The sequence below is a fragment of the Achromobacter sp. RTa genome (assembly GCF_000757485.1).
Classification (GTDB): Bacteria; Pseudomonadota; Gammaproteobacteria; order Burkholderiales; family Burkholderiaceae_B; genus Achromobacter.
Genome location: NZ_JPYO01000043.1, coordinates 185,084 through 203,828 on the forward strand (window position 1 = coordinate 185,084; position 18,745 = coordinate 203,828).

16 protein-coding genes are annotated in these 18,745 nt (G+C 66.9%); 13 read left to right on the forward strand and 3 right to left on the reverse strand.

Going from position 1 to position 18,745, the window contains the following annotated elements:
* Nucleotides 1-278: 278 nt before the first annotated feature.
* The 5 genes from JL37_RS23820 to JL37_RS23840 all read left to right on the forward strand — a co-directional run bounded on the left by JL37_RS23820 (nucleotide 279) and on the right by JL37_RS23840 (nucleotide 7,485).
* Nucleotides 279-980 (forward strand): thermonuclease family protein, encoded by a 702-nt coding sequence (locus JL37_RS23820; protein ID WP_081955185.1) that lies wholly within the window; start codon nucleotides 279-281, stop codon nucleotides 978-980.
* A gap of 88 nt (nucleotides 981-1,068) precedes the next feature.
* The gene (locus tag JL37_RS23825; protein WP_043547424.1) at nucleotides 1,069-3,306 is read left to right on the forward strand and encodes an ABC transporter substrate-binding protein; all 2,238 of its coding nucleotides are present in this window, start codon (nucleotides 1,069-1,071) and stop codon (nucleotides 3,304-3,306) included.
* On the forward strand, nucleotides 3,303-4,280 hold the full coding sequence (locus JL37_RS23830) for an ABC transporter permease (RefSeq protein ID WP_043547425.1): 978 nt from the start codon (nucleotides 3,303-3,305) through the stop codon (nucleotides 4,278-4,280). Before JL37_RS23825 ends, JL37_RS23830 begins: the two co-directional genes overlap by 4 nt.
* 5 nt (nucleotides 4,281-4,285) lie before the next feature.
* The gene (locus JL37_RS23835) at nucleotides 4,286-5,788 is read left to right on the forward strand and encodes an ABC transporter permease (protein ID WP_043547426.1); all 1,503 of its coding nucleotides are present in this window, start codon (nucleotides 4,286-4,288) and stop codon (nucleotides 5,786-5,788) included.
* Nucleotides 5,785-7,485, forward strand: a complete 1,701-nt coding sequence (locus JL37_RS23840; RefSeq protein WP_043547427.1) for an ABC transporter ATP-binding protein — start codon at nucleotides 5,785-5,787, stop codon at nucleotides 7,483-7,485. The genes JL37_RS23835 and JL37_RS23840 overlap by 4 nt, the downstream gene beginning before the upstream one ends.
* Before the next feature lie 14 nt (nucleotides 7,486-7,499).
* On the opposite strand, the gene JL37_RS23845 is transcribed toward JL37_RS23840, so the two are convergent.
* The 3 genes from JL37_RS23845 to JL37_RS23855 all read right to left on the reverse strand — a co-directional run bounded on the left by JL37_RS23845 (nucleotide 7,500) and on the right by JL37_RS23855 (nucleotide 11,790).
* On the reverse strand, nucleotides 7,500-8,045 hold the full coding sequence (locus JL37_RS23845) for a MarR family winged helix-turn-helix transcriptional regulator (RefSeq protein WP_043547429.1): 546 nt from the start codon (nucleotides 8,043-8,045) through the stop codon (nucleotides 7,500-7,502).
* A gap of 27 nt (nucleotides 8,046-8,072) precedes the next feature.
* Nucleotides 8,073-9,767 (reverse strand): collagen-like triple helix repeat-containing protein, encoded by a 1,695-nt coding sequence (locus JL37_RS23850; RefSeq protein ID WP_052097574.1) that lies wholly within the window; start codon nucleotides 9,765-9,767, stop codon nucleotides 8,073-8,075.
* 313 nt (nucleotides 9,768-10,080) lie between these two features.
* The gene (locus JL37_RS23855) at nucleotides 10,081-11,790 is read right to left on the reverse strand and encodes a ShlB/FhaC/HecB family hemolysin secretion/activation protein (protein WP_043547431.1); all 1,710 of its coding nucleotides are present in this window, start codon (nucleotides 11,788-11,790) and stop codon (nucleotides 10,081-10,083) included.
* 498 nt (nucleotides 11,791-12,288) lie between these two features.
* Here JL37_RS23855 and JL37_RS23860 point away from each other — a divergent pair, with 498 nt between their 5' ends.
* The 8 genes from JL37_RS23860 (at nucleotide 12,289) to JL37_RS23895 (ending at nucleotide 18,728) form a co-directional block, all read left to right on the forward strand.
* Entirely contained in the window at nucleotides 12,289-13,119 is an 831-nt protein-coding gene (locus JL37_RS23860; protein WP_043547432.1) for an MHYT domain-containing protein, read from the forward strand.
* Between the two features lie 121 nt (nucleotides 13,120-13,240).
* Entirely contained in the window at nucleotides 13,241-13,423 is a 183-nt protein-coding gene (locus JL37_RS23865) for a Flp family type IVb pilin (protein ID WP_043547537.1), read from the forward strand.
* A 173-nt stretch (nucleotides 13,424-13,596) separates the two neighbouring features.
* Nucleotides 13,597-14,100 carry a prepilin peptidase gene (locus tag JL37_RS23870; RefSeq protein ID WP_052097575.1) on the forward strand — a complete coding sequence of 168 codons (504 nt, stop codon included), beginning with the start codon at nucleotides 13,597-13,599 and terminating at the stop codon, nucleotides 14,098-14,100.
* A complete protein-coding gene (locus tag JL37_RS23875; RefSeq protein WP_043547538.1) occupies nucleotides 14,067-14,507 on the forward strand; it encodes a TadE/TadG family type IV pilus assembly protein in 441 nt (146 codons plus the stop codon). The genes JL37_RS23870 and JL37_RS23875 overlap by 34 nt, the downstream gene beginning before the upstream one ends.
* 1 nt (nucleotide 14,508) lies before the next feature.
* Nucleotides 14,509-15,000, forward strand: a complete 492-nt coding sequence (locus JL37_RS23880; protein ID WP_043547435.1) for a TadE family protein — start codon at nucleotides 14,509-14,511, stop codon at nucleotides 14,998-15,000.
* Nucleotides 14,997-15,959, forward strand: coding sequence for a Flp pilus assembly protein CpaB (gene cpaB / locus JL37_RS23885; protein ID WP_043547436.1), 963 nt, complete (start codon nucleotides 14,997-14,999; stop codon nucleotides 15,957-15,959). The genes JL37_RS23880 and cpaB overlap by 4 nt, the downstream gene beginning before the upstream one ends.
* 67 nt (nucleotides 15,960-16,026) lie before the next feature.
* Nucleotides 16,027-17,388: a type II and III secretion system protein family protein gene (locus tag JL37_RS23890; RefSeq protein ID WP_081955187.1), complete on the forward strand. Its 1,362-nt coding sequence runs from the start codon at nucleotides 16,027-16,029 to the stop codon at nucleotides 17,386-17,388.
* Nucleotides 17,385-18,728, forward strand: a complete 1,344-nt coding sequence (locus JL37_RS23895) for a MinD/ParA family protein (RefSeq protein WP_043547437.1) — start codon at nucleotides 17,385-17,387, stop codon at nucleotides 18,726-18,728. Before JL37_RS23890 ends, JL37_RS23895 begins: the two co-directional genes overlap by 4 nt.
* Nucleotides 18,729-18,745 lie beyond the last annotated feature (17 nt).

The following is an 18,745-nucleotide window of genomic DNA, read 5'->3' on the forward strand; positions in this document are numbered from 1 at the left end:
TCGGGTGTCTGACACCGCGTTCGGTTCCCGGGCCGCCAGCCACGTCGGGGCCCGGGATACGCGGGTCAGCGATTGCACGGGCGTGCGCAGCGTGGGGGCTCGTCCCTCCGTCGGGCCGCCCCAAGGAGGGACCGCCCCCTTGGGGGGCAGCAAGCACGCAAAGCGTGCGCAGCGTGGGGGCTCGTCCCTCCGTCGGGCCGCCCCAAGGAGGGACCGCCCCCTTGGGGGGCAGCAAGCACGCAAAGCGTGCGCAGCGTGGGGGCTCCCCCCTTCTTCTTATGGCACACTGCGAGCGTTTTCCTACCTGGAGCCCGGCGGTGCGTGGCAAACCCCCTTTTGGCGGCAGCAAGCTGACCGCACTGATCGTCGCCCTTATTCTTGCGGCGGCGGGCGCCATCGTCAATTGGCTGCAGCCGCCGGGGCAGGATGGGCCGCGGACGGCCCCTTCGCCCCAAGCCCAGGCCCCGGCGCAGAACCGCCCGGGCGCGGCCCTGGCCGGCGGCGTCCCGCAGGGCAGCTATACGCTGACGGGCGCGATCGTCAATGTCGCCGACGGCGACACGGTGACCCTGCGCGCCCCGGACGGCCAGCGCAAGATCCGCATGGACAGCATCGACGCGCCGGAAGAGGGCCATGGCGCCGACCAGCCAGGGCAACCCTACGCCGAAGCCTCGCGCAAGCACCTGGCCGGCCTGGTCGCGGGCAAGACGCTTACCGCCCAGTGCTACGAAAAGGACCAGTACGGCCGCGACGTGTGCGCGCTGATCCTGGAAGACGGCCGCTCCGCCAACCGCGCGCAGGTCGAGGCCGGCTACGCCTGGGCCTATACGGCGCGCCAGGGCGACTACCTGCGCGACAAGGCCATGCCGGACCTGCAGCGACAGGCCAGGTCGGCCGGCCGCGGCCTGTGGGCGCAGCAAGGCGCCATGCAACCCTGGAAGTGGCGCTACGACTGCTGGCGGCAGCGCCAATGCGGCTGACCTTCCCCCGGGCGTAGGGGATGCCAGGGTACTGGCCCCGACCCGTGTTTGCTATCCTCTGTCGCAACGATTCGAAGGGAATGTTTTCATGCGTGCATTGAAGCGGCTCTGGGCGACGGCCGTGCTGCTGTCGCTGGCGTTGACGGGCTGCTCCCGGGAAAGCCCCATCAACAGTCCCTACCCGTCCGGCGCGGAGAGCCAGAACACGCTGTATTCCGCGTTCGTCAAGCGCTCCCCGAAGTACCTGGACCCGGCCAGCTCATATTCCGGCGATGAAACCCCCTATACGTACAACATCTACGAAACGCTCTACGGCTACCACTATCTGAAGCGGCCCTACGAGCTGGTGCCGCGCGCCGCGGCGTCGATCGATCCGCCGGTCTACCTCGATGCCCAGGGCAACACGCTGCCCGCCGACACGCCGGGCGAACAGATCGCGCAGAGCGTCTACGACATCAAGCTCAGGCCCGGTTCGCGGTTCGCCCCCCATCCGGCTTTCGCCCGCAAGGCCGACGGCAGCTACGATTACTACCCCCTGGCGCCGGGCGAGCTCGACGGCAAATACTACATTCCCGATTTCCCGCGCACCGGCACGCGCGAGCTGACGGCGGACGATTACGTCTACGCCATCAAGCGGCTGGCCAGTCCGCGCGTGGTGTCGCCGATCTCCTCCCTCATGGCCGAACACATCGTGGGCCTGAAGGACTACGGCGAACGCCTGCGCCAGCGCGACCAGGCGCTGCGCCGCGACGTGCCGGGCGGGGCGGGCGCGCCACCCTGGCTGGACCTGCGCGAGCCCGACGGATTCACGGGCGTGCAGGCGCTGGATCCGCACACGCTGCGCATCCGCGTCAATGGCAAGTATCCGCAGTTCAAGTACTGGCTGGCCATGACCTTCACGGCGCCCATTCCCTGGGAGGCCGACCGCTTCTACAGCCAGCCCGACATGTCGGCGCACGATCTGTCGTTCAACACCTGGCCCGTGGGCACGGGGCCCTACATGCTGGTGGAGTCCCTGCAGAACCGCCGCCACGTGCTCGGCCGCAACCCCAACTATCACGGCGAACCCTATCCCTGCGAAGGAGAGCCCGGCGACAAGGCCGCCGGCCTGCTGGCCGATTGCGGCAAGCCCACACCCTTCATCGACCGCGCGGAATTCAGCGTCGAAAAAGAAGCCATTCCCCTGACCGGCAAGTTCATGCAGGGCTACTACGACATGCCGCAGATCGAGCGCGGCGAGTACGGCGTCGCCATGCTGGTCGCGGCGGGCGACAGCCAGGACAAGGCCCGCCTGTACCGCGAGCACGGCATCAAGCTGCCCACCACGGTCGAGACCGCTAACTGGTACATGGGCTTCAACTGGCTGGATCCCGTCGTGGGCAAGGGCGACACGCCCGAGCAGGCGGAAAAGAACCGCAAGCTGCGCCAGGCCATCAGCATCGCGTTCGATTGGGAGGAATACGTCGCGGTGTTCGAGAACAGCCAGGCTTCGGTGGCCTACGGTCCGGTGCCGCCCGGCGTGCTGGGCTACCGCGATCCGCCGGAGGGCGTGAACCCGGTGGTCTACGACCTGGTGGACGGCAAGCCCGTGCGCAAGTCCGTGGACGTGGCCAAGCGCTTGCTGGCCGAGGCCGGCTATCCCGACGGCCGCAACGCCAAGACGGGCGCCCCGCTGGTGCTGTACTACGACTCCATGACCGGCGGCGGCTCCAATCCGCAATTCGACTGGATGCGGCGCCAGCTGGCCAAGATCGGCGTCCAGCTGGACGTGCGCGCCACGGACTACAACCGTTTCCAGGACAAGATGATGCGCGGTTCCGCCCAGATCTTCCTGTGGGGCTGGAACGCCGATTATCCCGACGCCGAGAATTTTCTATTCCTGCTGTACGGCCCGAACGCCAAGGCCAAGGGGGGCGGCGAAAACGCCGCCAACTACGCAAGCCCCGAATACGACCGCCTGTTCGAGCAGCTGAAATTCCTGGACGACGGCCCCGAGAAAGAGCAGCTCATCGCCAGGATGGTAGCCATCGTGCAGCGCGACGCGCCCTGGATGTTCGGCTTTTTCCCGATGTCGGGAGGCGCCTACCAGCAGTGGGTGGGCAATGCCAAGCCGACCCAGATGGTCCGCAACACGCTCCAGTACATGAAGATCGACCCGGTGTTGCGGCAGCGGAAGATCGATGAGTGGAACTATCCGAGATGGTGGCCCATCGGCGTCTTCATATTGCTGCTGGCGCTGGCGATCTGGCCCTCCTGGGTCGCGCTGAAGCGGCGTGAGCGCCAGACGGCATTTGCGCCGCGCGTCGGCAAGGAGCATCAATCATGATCGGCTACGTGATCCGCCGGCTGCTGTACGGCGTGCTGATCCTGATCGGCGTGAACCTCTTCACCTTCGTCCTGTTTTTCGCGGTGAACACGCCCGACGACATGGCGCGGCTGGCGATCGGAGGGCAGCGCGTCAGCCAGGAAGCCGTGGAAAAATGGAAAGCCGAGCGCGGCTACGACAAGCCGCTGTTCTTCAATGGCCAGGCCGAAGGCGCCGCGCGGCTCACCGACACGGTGTTCTACCAGCGTTCGGTGCCGCTGCTGGCCATGGATTTCGGCGCCTCCGACGGCGGCCGCGACATCGGCCGCGAGATCCAGACGCGCATGGGCCCCAGCCTGGCCCTGGCGGTTCCCACCTTCATCCTGGGGCTTTTCGTCAGCATCGTTTTCTCCCTGACGCTGGTGTATTTCCGGGCCACGCGGCTGGATTTCTGGGGCGTCGTGCTGTGCGTGCTGCTGCTATCGATATCCAGCCTGTTCTACATCATCGCCGGCCAATGGGTCTTCGCGAAGCTGCTGCGCCTGGTGCCGTTCTCCGGATTCTCCGGGGGGCTGGACGCGGTCAAGTTCCTGGCGCTGCCGGTGCTTGTGGCCATCGTGTCGCGGCTGGGGCCGGAGGCGCGCTTCTACCGCACGCTGTTCCTGGAAGAGATCGGCAAGGACTACGTGCGCACCGCCCGCTCCAAGGGCCTGGCCGAGCGCGTGGTGCTTTTCCGGCACGTGCTGCGCAACGCCATGCTGCCCATCCTGACCAGCACGGTGGCCGCCCTGCCGCTGCTGTTCATGGGGAGCCTGATCGCGGAGTCCTTCTTCGGCATACCCGGCCTGGGCAGCTACACCATCGACGCCATCAACGCGCAGGACTTTTCGATCGTGCGCGCCATGGTGTTCCTCGGCTCTGCCCTCTATATCGTCGGACTGATCCTGGCCGACATTTCTTACACGCTGGCCGATCCCCGCGTCAGATTCGAGTAGCCGACATGCCCAAGTTCGTCTTCCTCTGGACCGATATCGCGCTGTGGCTCATGGCCCTTGGCGCCGTTGCCTACGCCTGGCGCGTGCGCCGCAGCCCCAATCTGCGCTCGACCTGGGCGCGCGTCGCCCGCGATACGCCGGCCATGTGCTCGGCCGTGGTCCTTTCGGCGTTCGTCGCCGTCGGCCTGCTGGATTCCGTGCACTACCGGCCGCTGCTGCCGCCGGCGCCCGGCGCGGCCGCCGACGCCGCCCCGGTCTATGCGCCCGCGGTGCAATCCGCGCTGGACGGCCTGCTTGCGGGCACCGTGCTGACCCGCCCGGAGAAAACCTATTCCGAGCCCCTGGCCGTGCGCCAGTTCACCAAGGAAACCATGCTTGTCGACGGCAAGCCGGTGCGCGACTTCCCGCGGCTGCGCGGCGCGGGCGTCCACCTGGAAGACCCCGACAAGGACCGCTGGGGCGATACGCTCACGCGGCTCGGGCTGGGCCTCGCGGGCGGGCTGGCCGTGGCGGCGGCGGTGGTCGCGAGCCTGTTCGCCTGCCTCTCGCGGCGCCGCCGCCGGGCCGAAGATGGCCGCCCCGCCGGCCCGTCCGGCGTGCCCTGGACCGCCATGGCGCTCACCTTCACGCTGCTCTGCCTGGCCGTCGGCGCCCTGGCGGGCATGTCCAGCGGCTACCATGCGCTGGGCACCGATCGCATCGGCAACGACGTGTTGTGGCAGGCGCTCAAGAGCATCCGCACGGCGCTCGTCATCGGCAGCCTCACCACGATCGCCATGCTGCCCCCGGCGATCGTCTTCGGCATCGCCGCGGGCTATTTCAAGGGCAAGGTCGACGACGCCATCCAGTACCTCTACACCACCATCACCTCGATCCCGGGCGTGTTGCTGGTGGCCGCCTGCGCGCTGATGATGCAGGTCTACATCGATAACCACGCGGATCTGTTCGACACCTCCGCCGCGCGGGCGGACCTGCGCCTGTTCTTGCTCTGCATGATCCTGGGGTTTACGGGGTGGGCCGGGCTGTGCCGCCTGCTGCGCGCGGAAACTCTGAAACTGCGCGAGCTGGAGTACGTGCAGGCGGCGCGGGCGTTCGGGGTGTCGCACTGGCGCATCATGACCCGGCACCTGCTGCCCAACGTGGCGCACCTGGTCCTGATCACCATGGTGCTGGAGTTCTCGGGCCTGGTCCTGTATGAGGCCGTGCTGTCCTACCTGGGCATCGGCGTGGACCCCAGCATGAATTCCTTTGGCTCCATGATCGATGGCGCCCGGCTTGAAATGTCCCGCGATCCCATGATCTGGTGGAACCTGATGACCGCTTTCCTCTTCATGCTGGCGCTGGTGCTGGCGGCCAACCTGTTCGCGGATGCCGTGCGCGACGCGTTCGATCCGCGCACGCGCCGCTACAAGCCGGGCGGCATCGCCCGCCTTGGCTTCTTCGGCCGCGGCGCCAAACCCGCGCTGGCCGCGGACGGCCGCCAATCCAGGCCGGGAGACGCGCCATGAGCCAGACCACGCCTTTGCTGGAAGTGCGGGGCCTGGACGTGGACATCGCCGGCGAAAGCGGCATGACGCATGCCGTCAAGCGTCTGCAGCTGGCCATCGCGCGGCGGCAGACGTTTGCGCTGGTCGGGGAGTCCGGCTGCGGCAAGAGCATGACGGCGCTGGCGCTGCTGCGGCTGCTGCCGGACGCCGGCAGCATTGTGGGGGGGCAGATCGACCTGGACGGCGAGGACCTGAACCGCCTGCCGGAAAGCGCGATGCGCGGCGTGCGCGGCGGCCGGATCGGCATCATCTTCCAGGAGCCGTCCACCAGCCTGAATCCGGTGATGCGGGTAGGCGACCAGATCATCGAAACGCTGGTCGCGCATACCCCGCTGCGCGGCGCCGCGGCGCGCGAGCGCGCCATCGACTGGCTGCGCAGGGTAGGCATTCCCGAACCCGAGCGGCGCGTCGACGACTATCCCTTCCAGTTTTCGGGCGGCCAGAAGCAGCGCGTCATGATCGCCATCGCGCTCGCGGCCGAACCGCTGCTGCTGATCGCCGACGAGCCGACCACGGCGCTGGACGTCACCGTGCAGGCGCAGGTGCTGGACCTGCTGGCGGACATCCAGCGCGAAATGGGCATGGCGGTGCTGCTGATCACGCACGACCTCGCGGTGGTGAAGAACGTGGCCCACCACGTGGCCTTGATGCGCGGCGGCGAGATCGTGGAAAGCGCGGACGCCGAGGAGTTCTTCCGCGCGCCCAGGCATCCCTATGCCCGGCAACTGTTCGAGGCCATTCCCACGTTCGAAAAACGCGGCATTCCGCTGACCGAGCCGGGGCGCGAGGCCCTGGCCCGCGCCGGCGAGCGCCGCGCCGCCTCACAGACGGGGCGCGACGCGGGCGTGGTGCTCGATGTGCAGGACTTGAAGGTGCATTATCCCGTGCGCAGGGGCCCGCTGCGCCGCATCGTGTCGTGGGTCAAGGCCGCCGACGGGGTGACGTTCACCTTGAAGGCGGGCGAAACCCTGGCCCTGCTGGGGGAGTCCGGCTGCGGCAAGACCACCACCGGCAAGGCGCTGCTGCGGCTGATTGACGGCGCGCACGTGTCCGGGCGCGCCATGCTGCTGGGGCAGGACGTGCTCGCGGCGGATCGCCGCAAGCTGCAGCGCCTGAGACAGGACATCCAGATCGTCTTCCAGGATCCCTACGCCTCGCTCGATCCCCGCATGCGGGTGGGCGACATCCTGGACGAGGGCCTGGCGTCTTTGCGGCGTGGCATGAGCAAGGAAGCACGCGCCGAACGCGCGGCGCGCCTGGTCGAACGGGTCGGCCTGCCGGCCAACACCCTGGCCCGGTATCCACACGAATTCTCCGGCGGGCAACGCCAGCGCATCGCGATCGCGCGTGCGCTTGCCGTCGAGCCGAAAGTGCTGATCTGCGATGAGCCCACGTCCGCGCTGGACGTCTCGGTGCAGGCGCAGATCCTGGACCTGCTGCGCGAATTGCAGGCCGAGCTGGGCATCGCCTATCTGTTCATTACCCACAACTTCGGCGTGGTCGAATACCTGGCGGATCGCATCGCGGTCATGGAAGGCGGGCGCATCATCGAGCTGGGGCAGGCCGACGCGGTGCTGCACGCCCCGCGCCAGGACATGACGCGCAGGCTGCTGGCGGCCGTTCCGCGTCTGCAGTTCGGGCCGCCAGGCCCCGCCTGAACCGTACGGCGCCCTCAGGCGATGTGGTGCGCGCTGCGGGTTTCCAGCCACATGAGGGTGTCGTGCCGGAGGGCGCGCACGCACTGCGCCAGATAGGCATGCATCGACACCAGCTCTGACGGGTCATAGCGGCGCGCAGTCATCATGACGGCCTCGGAGATCCACTGCCGTTCCTGCGACAACTGCTGGCATTGCTCCTCCACGGGCCTGATGACGATCATCCGGCGGTCCAGCGGGTGGCGGCCGCGCTGCACGTATCCAGCCGCCTCCAGCCGGTTGATCAAGGCCGTCGCGCCGCCGGAGCTGATGCCCATCAACTGGGCGAGCTGCCCGGTCGGCAATGCATCGAACTCCATGACCAGTTCCAGTGCCTTCAGATCCACCAGGGGGATGCCCAGTTTTTCGGCAAGGGCGGACTGGCAAGCCGCGTTGTAGACGGCGAACTGCCTGCCCAGCATCAAGGCGATGTCCTCCAATATCCCCGGACGCACATCGCTTTCGCGCATGTCAGGCATCACGGTCACATGCTCGTGGTGAAGATAGGTCTCTTGTTGCAGCATGGTTTCGCTCCCTGGCAGACGTGGGGATCACTTCTTGGCCGACAGGCCGCCCAGCAGGCCGCCCAGCAGCCCGCCGCTGGCGTTGCCGCCCGTGGCGGTGCCGCCGGTCAGGCTGCCCGTGACGCCGCCCAGCAATCCACCCAGAAGCCCGCCGTTGCTCGCGCCAGCTGCCGCTCCGCCACCGGCGCTGGCGCCGGCTCCCGCCCCTGCGCCCGCGCCCGCGGCTCCTGCGCTTGCATTGACCGATACGCCGCCGGCCAGGCCGCCCACGAGGCCGCCCAGCAGCCCGCCATTCGTCGCGCCGCCTGCCGAGCCGCCGGCAGTTCCGCCCGCGGTTCCGCCCGCGGTTCCGCCCAGCAGCCCGCCGAGCAAGCCTCCGCCCGCAGCGCCTCCGGCCGCGCCGCCCGTGGCGCCGCCCAGGCTACCGGTGACTCCGGCCACCAAACCCGTTACCGGGGCCAGCAGGCCGCCCGCGCCGCCCGCCGGTGTGCCGCCGGCGCCGCCCACGCCGCCCAGAATGCCGGTAATGGGGCTGAGCAGCCCGCCGGAACCGCCGGTCGCGCTGCCCAGGCCTCCGGTCAGCGAGGCCACCGCGCCCGTGGCGTTCGCGAGCGTCGCGCCCAGCGGGTTCGTGTTGCCTGGCGTGGCGTGGAGCAGCCCGCCGGCGCTGGCCACCGCGCCGCCCAGGCCTTGCAGCACGCCATTGAGTCCTGCGGTGTCTCCCGGCAGCGAGCCGCCCAGACTGGTGACCGTCCCGCCCAGGCTGGTCAGCAGGCCCGCCACCGGCGCGCCCAGCCGGGTCGTGTCGCCCACCTGCTGGGTCAGTCCCGTCACAGTGCCGGCGAGCGGACTGGCGTTGGGATCCAGCGCGGCGCCCAGGCCGGCCAGCGTGGGTTGCAGGCCCAGCGGCAGCACGTTGTCCACCGCCTTGCCTGTATTGCCCAGCGCAGGCTCCAGCAGCGGGGTGGAAGGGCCGCCCAGCACGCCGCCCGTGACGCCCGCCACCGTCTGCGTCAGGGGGTTCAGCAGGCCACCCTGGCCGGACAGGCCCGCGGTCAATGCGCCCACGGCGCCGGTCGCGTTGCCCAGCACGGTCGTCAGGGGATTGGGATTGTTGGGATCCGCATGGAGCAGGCCGCCGGCGCTGGCTACCGTCTTGCCCAGGCCGTCCACCAGGCCGCCCACGCCAGGGCTCAGCCCGCCAGGCAGGCCGGCGCCTCCAACGGTGGAGCCCAGATCGCTGACCAGCCCGCCGACTTGCTTGACCGCGCCATCCACCGGCTGGCCCAGGCCCGTCGTGGCGCCGATTTCCTGCGTAAGCCCCACTACCGTGTCCGCTACGGGCTTGACCGTGGGGTCCAGCGCCTTGCCCACGCCGCCCAGCGTCGCGTCCAGGTTCAAGGGCAGCGTGTTGTCCACGGCGCCGCCCGTATTGCCCAGAGTCGTTTCGAGCAGCCCGGTCGTGACGGGATTGGTCGGCGTCGTCGGATCGGTCGGATCCGTGCCGCCAGGGTTGGTGCCGCCAGGGTTGGTACCGCCCCCATCCGGGTTGATGCCGCCGCCGCCGCCGGGGTTCGTCGGGATGACCGTGCCCGGCAGGCCGGCGGATTTGCTGCCGCCACCACCGCCGCCGCATGCGGCCAGGGCGCTCATCAGGGCCGCGGCCAGCGCGGTGGAAGTCAGGATGCGCGAGATGCGGCGAGCGTCGAAATTGGTATGCATGGCGAACTCCTTGTGTTGGAAGAGTCAGGCGGTGAAACGGCCCGATACATCTACACATGCACAAAGCGTGCCAACTTTTTTCAAACGACGTCGACGGTGACCGGCGGTCTTGTTTTTCTGTTTCCTAAATTCTTTTATTTCAACGGCTTGTGAAATAAAAAAGGGTTTTCCCGAGTTCGGGAAATATGCAGATCTGCGATCACGCAGAGGCTGCGAATGTTACGAATGGCCGTTTATCGGCCGTTACGTTACGGCCGGCGTTACGTAACGCGGAACGATCGCATGTGAGCGGGCCTTCCCGCGCGCGACGCGCTCAGAAGGCGTCGTAATAGAGGGAGTAGTTGGCGTTGAAACGCAGGTCGCGGTCATTGTCGACCGTGGCGGACCCGACCGGCTTGGCAACGTTGAAATCGAACAGATAGTATTTGTCGTCCGTGAACCGGATGCCCAACGCCACCGACGACAGGTGCCGCTGATTCAACGCCTGCAGGCTTTTGTTGTTGTACCAGGTGCGGGCGTAGTCGACCAAGGCATAGGGCTGCATGCTGGACAGGTATTCCCAGCCTATGCCGAAGCGCCGGTTGATTTCCGCGGACACGCCCACGCCTTTGTCTCCGCTCTGCTCGCCCTGGGGATAGCCCATCGCGTAGCGCCAGCTCCCATACGACACCTGTTCCGACGAGGGCAGGATATTGCTGGAGTATTGTCCCGCGCCGGAGAAGGTCAGGCCAAACTGGGCTGGCAGCGCGAAGGTCTGCTGAGCGTTCAGGTTGTAGCGGGTGAAGTCCAGGTCCAGTATGGGCGTGGCGGAATATCCGTAGTTGGTGGAAATGTCCTTTTTGGCGCCGGCCGCGTCGAAACCCTTGGCCACGCTCAGCGTGACGTCCGTGGTCCTGCTTTCGGATACCTGGATATAGCGCAGCTCGGCATTGGCCGCGCGCACGCGGGCATCCTGCTGCAGCCAGCGGTCGGAATCGCGGGCGTCGTAGCGGTCCTTGGAGTTGGCCGCATAGACGCCGAGCGTGCCGGTGAGGGAGCGGGTGTTGTTCAGCAGGAAGGGATAGCTTACGCCGACGCCGATGCGGTCGTTCTTCACGCGCCGCTCGAAGCCGAGGTATTCGATGGTGTCGTCCTTGGGCTTGGCGTCATAGTGGTAGCCATCGACCTTGACCGCCAGCCCATCGGCTCCCAGCGGCACGCGGATTTCGCCGGATACGTATTTCACGTCATCGGTATTGAATGGAACCGAAGCGGTCAGCTTCACCTGCTCGCCCAGCGGAGTCAGGCTGTTGGCCGCCATGTTCACCAGCGGCTGCATGCCGGTGCCGAGATCGGCGATGCCGCCAGTCAGGCTGACTGGTTGCCGGCTCGCGGCCAGCACCAGCTCGGTGGCGCCGTCGGCGCGGCGCGGCAGATCCAGGCTGGGCGTGAACTTGACGCCAGGGACCGTGCGCATCAGGTTCAACTGGCGTTCCAGCGTCGCCTGTTTCAGCGGCTTTTCCTCTTTCAACGGGCCGGCCAGGGTTTCAAGCCTGTCCAGCGCATTGCCGATATCGCCTTCGATCCTCACTGAGCCGATGAATCCCTCTACCACGGTAACCACGACCAGCCCATTGGCGAAGGTCTGGTTCTGCACCAGTGCGAAGGACAGCGGATAGCCCTTTTCGCGGTAGAGCAGCGTGATCTTGTCGACCTGCTGCACCAGTTCTCCCAGGCTGATCTCTTTGCCGGCCAGCGGCGTCAGCAGGGCGGAGACCTCTTCAAACGGAATGGCGCGCACGCCGCTCACGTCGAAATGACGAGGCACGATGCGCTGCGCCAGCCGGGCCTGCAGGGCCAGTTGTTCGGGCGTTGCCGTCTGGACGACGGGAGGGGGCTGCGTTGCTGAAGGCGGCCGCTCCAGTTTTGGCATGGCATCCACCGGATTGCCCCGCAGCGGGCCATCTGCCCGGGCATTGGCGCCGACTGCAAGGGCGCAGACAAGTGCGAGGGAAAGTTGACCTGCCGGAAGCGTGCGTCTCATGCCTTTTTCTGTCTCTCTTTTCCGCAGCAGCGCGTTTCAACAGAAGAGATATTCGCGGCGTATTCGGTATTGAAAAAGGGCTGCGAATATGGCCGGTAAACAAACTTGCTGCGTTCGTTGGATATGGTGCCAGCGCCTCATTAAAATGACAATTTATTTCAATCGAATCAAGTAAAAACGGCGCAATATCAACAATGTTGCGATTGTGACACTGCATGAATAAAAATATAATATCTATAAGCTGATGTTTTTAATGAGTTATTCGAAAATATTCGAGTATAAGTTACAAATTAATTCCAGCATTATTACGAATATCAGTAAAAACCCTGATGTGTATTAAATCGTAATAGATAAGACTATAAAAAACGTATTTGCACATAGCGCTGAAACATTCAGGCTATCGGGAGTCCCCAAGATGCTCGCGGATGACCGCAGAAACAATCGCGATTGCGCGCCGGCAGCGCGCCGCCACGACGGCCAGTTTTGCAGGGGCCGCCCATGAGGCCAGGCGAAATCGTCCCGCTGTCCTTCCATGGAGGGCTGGTCGCGCTCTCGTTCCTGGTCGCCGTGCTCGGGTCTTACGTAGCCATGCTGGCGGCGGCGGGCATCCGCGCAGAAACCCGGGATGGCGAAATCCGCATCGGCTATATCCTCATCGGGGCGGTTTCCATGGGCGGGGTCGGTATCTGGAGCATGCATTTCATCGGCATGCAGGCCCAGAACCTGCCTTTTGACGTTGGCTACCAACTGGGGCTGACCTTGCTCAGTTTCCTGGTTGCTGCAGGCTTTTCCGGCTGGGCGTTCTGGTTTATCGGGCGCGAGCGGTTCACTTTCTTTCGTTGCCTGGCCGGCGGCACCGCGACGGGGGTCGGTGTGGTCGCCATGCATTATGTGGGCATGAGCGCCATGCGCATGCCGGCCGTATTGGCGTGGAATCTGCCGATGGTGATTTTGTCGGTATTCATCGCGGTCGCCGCAGCATCCGCCGCATTGTGGCTCGCATTCAATACGCAAAATGAGCGCCAGCGCCTGGGCGCGGCTGTGTTGATGGCGCTGGCGATTTGCGGCATGCATTACACCGGCGCGGCCGCGGGCACCGTGGTCTGCGCAGCGCCCCTGGAATATTCAAGCCCGCAGATCGGCGGCGTTATGCTGCCCTACGTCGCATTCGGGCTGTCCGTGGCGACGACCCTGCTCATGCGGTGGCATTTGCAGCGGGCATCCCGAAGGTTTCGCGCGCGCACTGCGCAGCGTATCGACTCGATCATTGAATCGGCGCCGAAGGCGCGTCCGGGAAGGCTTCCCGGATCCGCCCCTGGGCCGGGTTAGAGGGTTCCGGATGTGCGCCGGCAAGCGAATTCGCCGGCGCGCGGGGCGGTTCCGGGGTAGGGGGGCTGAATCCGCCGAGCGCGGACGGCCTTGTGATGAATCGAGACCGATGGAGTTCGACATGAAAGCAAAACTTGTGCAGTTCTGGAATGACGAAGACGGCATTACGGCCCTGGAGTACGGGTTGATCGCCGGCATGATCGCGGTGGCCTTGCTTGCCGCCGTCAAAACCTTCACCACCGCGCTCGATGGCCTGTTCTCGGGGCTGGGAAGCGCGCTCGACGACAACAAGCCCGCGTCCTGACCAGGGGGCCGGCCCGAAACAAGTCCATGCCGCGACGTGTCGGGCCGTTCCCGCCGCCGCGGCGCCCACCAACACCAATATCCGCGGCTTGAAGAGGGAGCTGTCCGCCCTGACGGATGCGCCCGCAGTTGAATCCGATTTCTGAAGGTTCTGCCTTGTACCCAGGGGAAGCATTGTGGTGGTTGCTGTTCGCAAGCTGGAATTTGGCGCTGATTTACGGCGACCTGCGTTATCGCCGCGTCCCGAACGCTTTGATCGTTTCGGGATGCGCCGCGCAGTTGCTGTGGCTGGCGGCCGCCGTGCTGGCGCCCGGCTGGGGCTATCCCCCGCGCTGGCCGGGGTGGCTCATGACGCTGCTGGGATTCATGGGAGCGTTGCCATTCCTGCCGCTATGGGCCAGGCGCCTGATGGGGGCAGGCGACATCAAGGCGATCGCCGTGCTCGGCTTGCTGCTGGGCTGGGCGCCGCTGCTGATGATTCTTCTGATGGCCAGCCTGCTGGCGGGCCTGCATGCCTTGCTTTACCTGCGGGCCTCGCGCTATTTCGCTCTGAGCGCCCGGTTCCGGCAAATTCCGTATGCCGCATACCTGGGGGCCGCGGCGCTCAGCGTGGCGTCTATGCCCTTGAATTCGGCTTGGTATTCGTGGTGTTCTTCCTGGTGTTCTACGGCATCCTGACCTATTCCCTGGTCGCCGCCGCGCAGAATTCGGTCGCGCTCGCTGCGCAGGACGGCGCGCGCAAGGTCCTGCAATGGCAGCCCGGCTCCTCATCGCTGGCGGCGCGGGCCAGCGCGGGCCGCGACACCGCCCTGCGCCGGGCGGAATGGATCAGCGAGATATCGGCGTCGCCGGTGGCCGTTGCGGTCTGCGGAAGCTCGGGCGCGCTCAGCAGTTCGGCGGGCGGGACCTGCAGCGGATTGCCGCTGGCGGCCGGCCAGATCGAAGTGATGGTGTCCTACGCCTATGGCGCCCATCCGTTGATTCCGTCGGTGCCCTTGCTGCGGACCGCGCTGATGCCGGCTTCCAGCGTGTTGAGCGCGCGCGCCATGGTGCACCTGGGCGATTCCCTGGATGAGGGGAGTTGAGATGCATCCATCATCCAGGCCTCGCGCGCGCCTTGCCGGACGCGAACCCCAGCGCGGCATCGCGGCGCTGGAGTTTTCCCTGACGCTCGTCATGCTGTTGATGTTCATCTGCGGCGTGCTCGGTTTCGGCGCGTTGTTCTGGATGCAGCAGCAACTGGCCTCGGCCGCGACGGATGGCGCGCGCGCGGCCGTCTTCGCCCGGTTCAATGGCCAGGCGGATGTGCCGTCGGCGGCCTGCTCCGCCGCCATGAGCGCCTTTTCCTCCGGTTCCGCCGTCGGATGCGAGGTCTCCAGCGCGCCGTGCGAGTGGGCGGGATCCGGCGGCCGCCAAGCCGATTGCGCCACGGTGGCCATGACCTACGACACGCAGTCGTGGCCTTTGCTGGCCACCCTGCAAGGCCTGTTTACCTCGTTGCCGGGCATGGGAACGAACTGGATCCCCACCCGCTTGCATTCGCAAGCCGTAGTTCAGATATCGCAGGAAACGCCATGAGCAGCTTGAGCAAGATAGTCGCGGGCATGTTGTTGGTTGCGGGCATGGTGCTGGCCTTCATCGCGTGGAGGCTGGCGTCGGCGCCCGCTCGTCCGCCCGCCAGCGCCGTGTCCGCGCCTGAGCCGGCGCCCGCCGCGCCCGTCGCGTCGCCGGTCAGGCTCTATCCCGTCGTCGTGGCCAAAGAGCCCATGCCGGCCGGCACGCGCATCGACACGGCCAAGATGCTTGGGGTGGCCCAGTGGCAGGCGCCCTTGTCGGGAGGCTACCAAGACGTGGCGGCGCTGGAAGGCGCCGTGGCCAAGGTCGATATCGCCGCGGGCGATCCGCTCCTGCCCAGCTTGCTGGCGCAGGGGCTGGCCCGCCAGCTCAAACCGGGCGAGCGTGCCGTAGCCATCGCCGTGGATGAGGTGGTGGGCGGCGGGCACCGTATCGCTCCGGGCGATTGGGTGGACGTGTTCTTCATGATTGAAAAGGGGCAGGAAGTGCCGGGCGCGCAGGCGCGCCTGCTCCAGGCCCAGGTGCGCGTGCTGGCATATGGCAAGGCTTCGGTGGACGGGCCGGAGGAGAAGGCGGCGGGCCAGCCTGGCGTGCCGAACCAGCCCGCCAGGACCGCCGTGCTCGCCGTGCCGGTCGAACAGGTCAACGAACTGATGCTGGCCGGCCGGGCGGGCCGCTTGCAGCTGGCGTTGCGGCCTCTGGATGACCACGGCGTGCCCGATGCGGGCCTGTTCGCCCAGCGCGGCACGGTATTGCCGGTCCGCGCCGATTTGACGCCCGAGCAGCGGGAAGCGCTGAAGCTGGCATCCAATCGCGCGTTCGCGGGCGAAAGCCTGGTCCAGCTGGACGGAACCACAGCCGTCGCGAGAGTCCCTGCGGCATCCGCGCGGGGCGCGAGACCGGCGGGCGGAAGAACCGTTGAAATCCTGCGTGGGGACAAATCCGAACGCGTGCGCTATTGAACTCGCCGCGAGAGGCTCCAGCGGTCTCTCGCGGCTGGACTTTCGCTTAATGATCCGATCCAGCCAAATGAAGAAACTCCAGCGCAATTCCCTTATCCGCATCCTGTCGGCGGCCGTGGCGATCGGTTGCGGCGGCATCGCCGCGGCGCAATCCGCCGCGCCTGCCGCCGCCGCCCAGGCGACGGTCCGCGATCTCGTCCTGGCCGTAAAGGGCCGGCAGACGCTGCTGCTCGATGGCGGCGCGCCCTCGCGCATCGCCATCGGCGATCCCGATGTGGCCGACGTGAAGGTTCTGCCGCCGTCCGGCAAGCGCGCGGGTTCGCTGCTGATCTATGGCAAGAAGCCTGGTACCACGCAGTTGCAGATCTGGAGCGGCGCCAGCCCGGCGCCGCAAGTCTGGAACCTGCGCGTGGGCGGCAGCGTCCAGGGCGCGCTGGCCACTCGCAACATCACCGGCGGCGCCAACATCGATATCGCCGGCGACCGCGCCGTGGTTTCCGGCCATGCCGAGACGCCGATGGGCCAGGTGGCCTCGGTCGCCATGGCGGCCTCCGCCGTGGGAGGCGAGAAGAACGTGGTGGACGTGTCCTCCGCGGGCACCAGCGGCGTCGTGCAGGTCGAGGTCAAGGTCGTCGAGGTGTCGCGCTCGGTGATGAAGGAAGCGGGCATCAGCTGGACCGCGGGCGGCAGCGGGCCGTGGAGCGCGGCCAATAGCATGATTCCGGCCAACCTGGGCGCGGCTGCCTCCGGCTTTTCGCTGTTCTACGACACCAACAATTTTTCCGCCAACCTGCGCCTGCTGCAGACCAATGGCATGGCCAGAGTGCTTGCCGAGCCCACGCTGGTGGCGCTCACGGGGCAGAGCGCCAGCTTCCTGGCTGGCGGCGAGCTTCCGATTCCAGAGTCCGGAGGTCTGGGCACGGTGTCGGTCACGTTCAAGCCTTTCGGCATAGGGCTGACCGTTACGCCCACCGTGCTGTCGCGCGACCGAATTTCGCTGAAGGTGGCCCCAGAGGCCAGCGAGCTGGACTACAGCAATGGCATCGCTATCAGCAACGGCCCGGACTCCGCTTCGATCATCCCGGCCCTGCGTACGCGCCGCGCCGACACGACGGTCGAGCTGGGCGACGGCGAAAGCTTCGTGATCAGCGGCCTGGTTTCGCGCCAGACCAAGGCGATGGTGAGCAAGGTGCCTCTGCTGGGCGATCTGCCGATCATCGGCTCGTTCTTCCGCAGCCTCGATTACAAGCAAGAGGACACCGAACTGGTCATCGTGGTGACGCCACGCCTGGTGCGGCCCATCGCGCGCGGCGTAACCCTGCCGCTGCCGGGAGAGAGACAGGAGCGCGCGGACAGCGGTTTCAACGCCTGGGGTTACTACCTGACCGGCCCGATGGGCGGCCAGCAGATGCCGGGTTTTTCGCGGTGAACAATATGAAGACACATGCAAGCGAGTGGGTGGGCCTGCAAAACAGCAGGCGGTTCCTGTTTTGTTCCCAGGGCGCGGACATCGCCGCCCAGCTGGGGCAGGCGCTGGGCGACATGGGAATGCTTACGCAGGAAGCGCCCGGCGCGGAAGAGCTGGCGCGGCGCCTGGCGGACATTGCGCCGCAAGTGGTGTTCCTGGACTTCACCCTGAGCGCGGAGGAGCCAGGCAAGCTCTTCAAGTCAGCGGAGCTGGCGCGCCTGCTGGCGCGTATCGCGCCCAGCTTGCCGCGCGTGGCGGTCGGGCTGCTGAGCCAGCCCGAAGGCGCGATCGCGGCCTTGCGCGCGGGCGTCAGCGATTTCGTGGACCCCACGGTGGCGCCGCAGGAAATCAAGGAAATCGTCATGCGGTTGCTGGACGCGCAGCAGGACGATACGCGCGGCGACGGCTCGCGGCGCAGCGTTCTCTTGCTGGGCGCGCGCCCGGGAGTGGGCACCAGCACGCTGGCCGTGCATCTGGCCGGCATGCTGCAGGACCGCCTGAAGCACGCGCAAGCCGCGCGCGCCCGTGCCAACGCAGGCAAGGCCGGCAAGGCCTCCGCTGCCGAAGCCGGGGTCCCGTTGCCCCTGTCCGGCCGGGTCGCATTGATGGACCTGGGCTGGCCCGTCGGCGATTGCCAGCTCTATCTGAACATCGGCGGCGATTTCGACTTTGCCGAGGCGGCGCGCAATCTGCGCCGCCTGGACTCCACGCTGCTGGGCTCCGCCATGCCGCATACGGCCAACGGCCTGAGCGTCCTGTCCCTTCCTCGCGATCTTGGCCAGATGCGCGATGTTTCCCAGTCCGACTCGCTGCTCGTGTTCGAACGCATGCGCCAGCATTTCGGCGTGGTGGTCGCCGATTCCGGGGGCTTCACCAATCCGGAATTCGTGGCTGGCCTGGCGCGCTCCTCCCAGCAGAACTGGATCGTGACCGACCAGAGCGTCGGCGCGCTGGTTTCGCTGGCCGGCCTGCTGCAGGAGCTGGATCAGTTGCACGTCGAGCGCGGCAGCCTGGGCCTGGTCGTGAACCGCTACGACGAACGCTACGGCATGACCGCCCAGCAGATTGCCGAACGATTCCAGCTGGAGCTGGTGGGGACGCTGCCGGACCGCACCCTGGCCCTGATGGTTTGCACGAACCAGGGCCATCTTCTGCATGAGGAGGCGGAGCGGGACATCTATGTGCGGGCGGTGCAGGGCTTGGCTGAAAAGCTCTGCGCGGAAGAGAGCGCGTCAGGCGGGCGGGCAGGCTGGCTGGCCACGTGGCTGCCAGGCGTGCACCGCCGCATGCTGGTCGGTTAACGGAAAGACAGGCGGAC

Bases quoted from the DNA above. Each gene is read 5' to 3' on its own strand.
- JL37_RS23820 (WP_081955185.1), top strand. From the start codon at position 279: ATGGCACACTGCGAGCGTTTTCCTACCTGGAGCCCGGCGGTGCGTGGC.
- JL37_RS23825 (WP_043547424.1), top strand. From the start codon at position 1,069: ATGCGTGCATTGAAGCGGCTCTGGGCGACGGCCGTGCTGCTGTCGCTG.
- JL37_RS23830 (WP_043547425.1), top strand. From the start codon at position 3,303: ATGATCGGCTACGTGATCCGCCGGCTGCTGTACGGCGTGCTGATCCTG.
- JL37_RS23835 (WP_043547426.1), top strand. From the start codon at position 4,286: ATGCCCAAGTTCGTCTTCCTCTGGACCGATATCGCGCTGTGGCTCATG.
- JL37_RS23840 (WP_043547427.1), top strand. From the start codon at position 5,785: ATGAGCCAGACCACGCCTTTGCTGGAAGTGCGGGGCCTGGACGTGGAC.
- JL37_RS23845 (WP_043547429.1), bottom strand. From the start codon at position 8,045: ATGCTGCAACAAGAGACCTATCTTCACCACGAGCATGTGACCGTGATG.
- JL37_RS23850 (WP_052097574.1), bottom strand. From the start codon at position 9,767: ATGCATACCAATTTCGACGCTCGCCGCATCTCGCGCATCCTGACTTCC.
- JL37_RS23855 (WP_043547431.1), bottom strand. From the start codon at position 11,790: ATGAGACGCACGCTTCCGGCAGGTCAACTTTCCCTCGCACTTGTCTGC.
- JL37_RS23860 (WP_043547432.1), top strand. From the start codon at position 12,289: ATGAGGCCAGGCGAAATCGTCCCGCTGTCCTTCCATGGAGGGCTGGTC.
- JL37_RS23865 (WP_043547537.1), top strand. From the start codon at position 13,241: ATGAAAGCAAAACTTGTGCAGTTCTGGAATGACGAAGACGGCATTACG.
- JL37_RS23880 (WP_043547435.1), top strand. From the start codon at position 14,509: ATGCATCCATCATCCAGGCCTCGCGCGCGCCTTGCCGGACGCGAACCC.
- cpaB (WP_043547436.1), top strand. From the start codon at position 14,997: ATGAGCAGCTTGAGCAAGATAGTCGCGGGCATGTTGTTGGTTGCGGGC.
- JL37_RS23890 (WP_081955187.1), top strand. From the start codon at position 16,027: ATGAAGAAACTCCAGCGCAATTCCCTTATCCGCATCCTGTCGGCGGCC.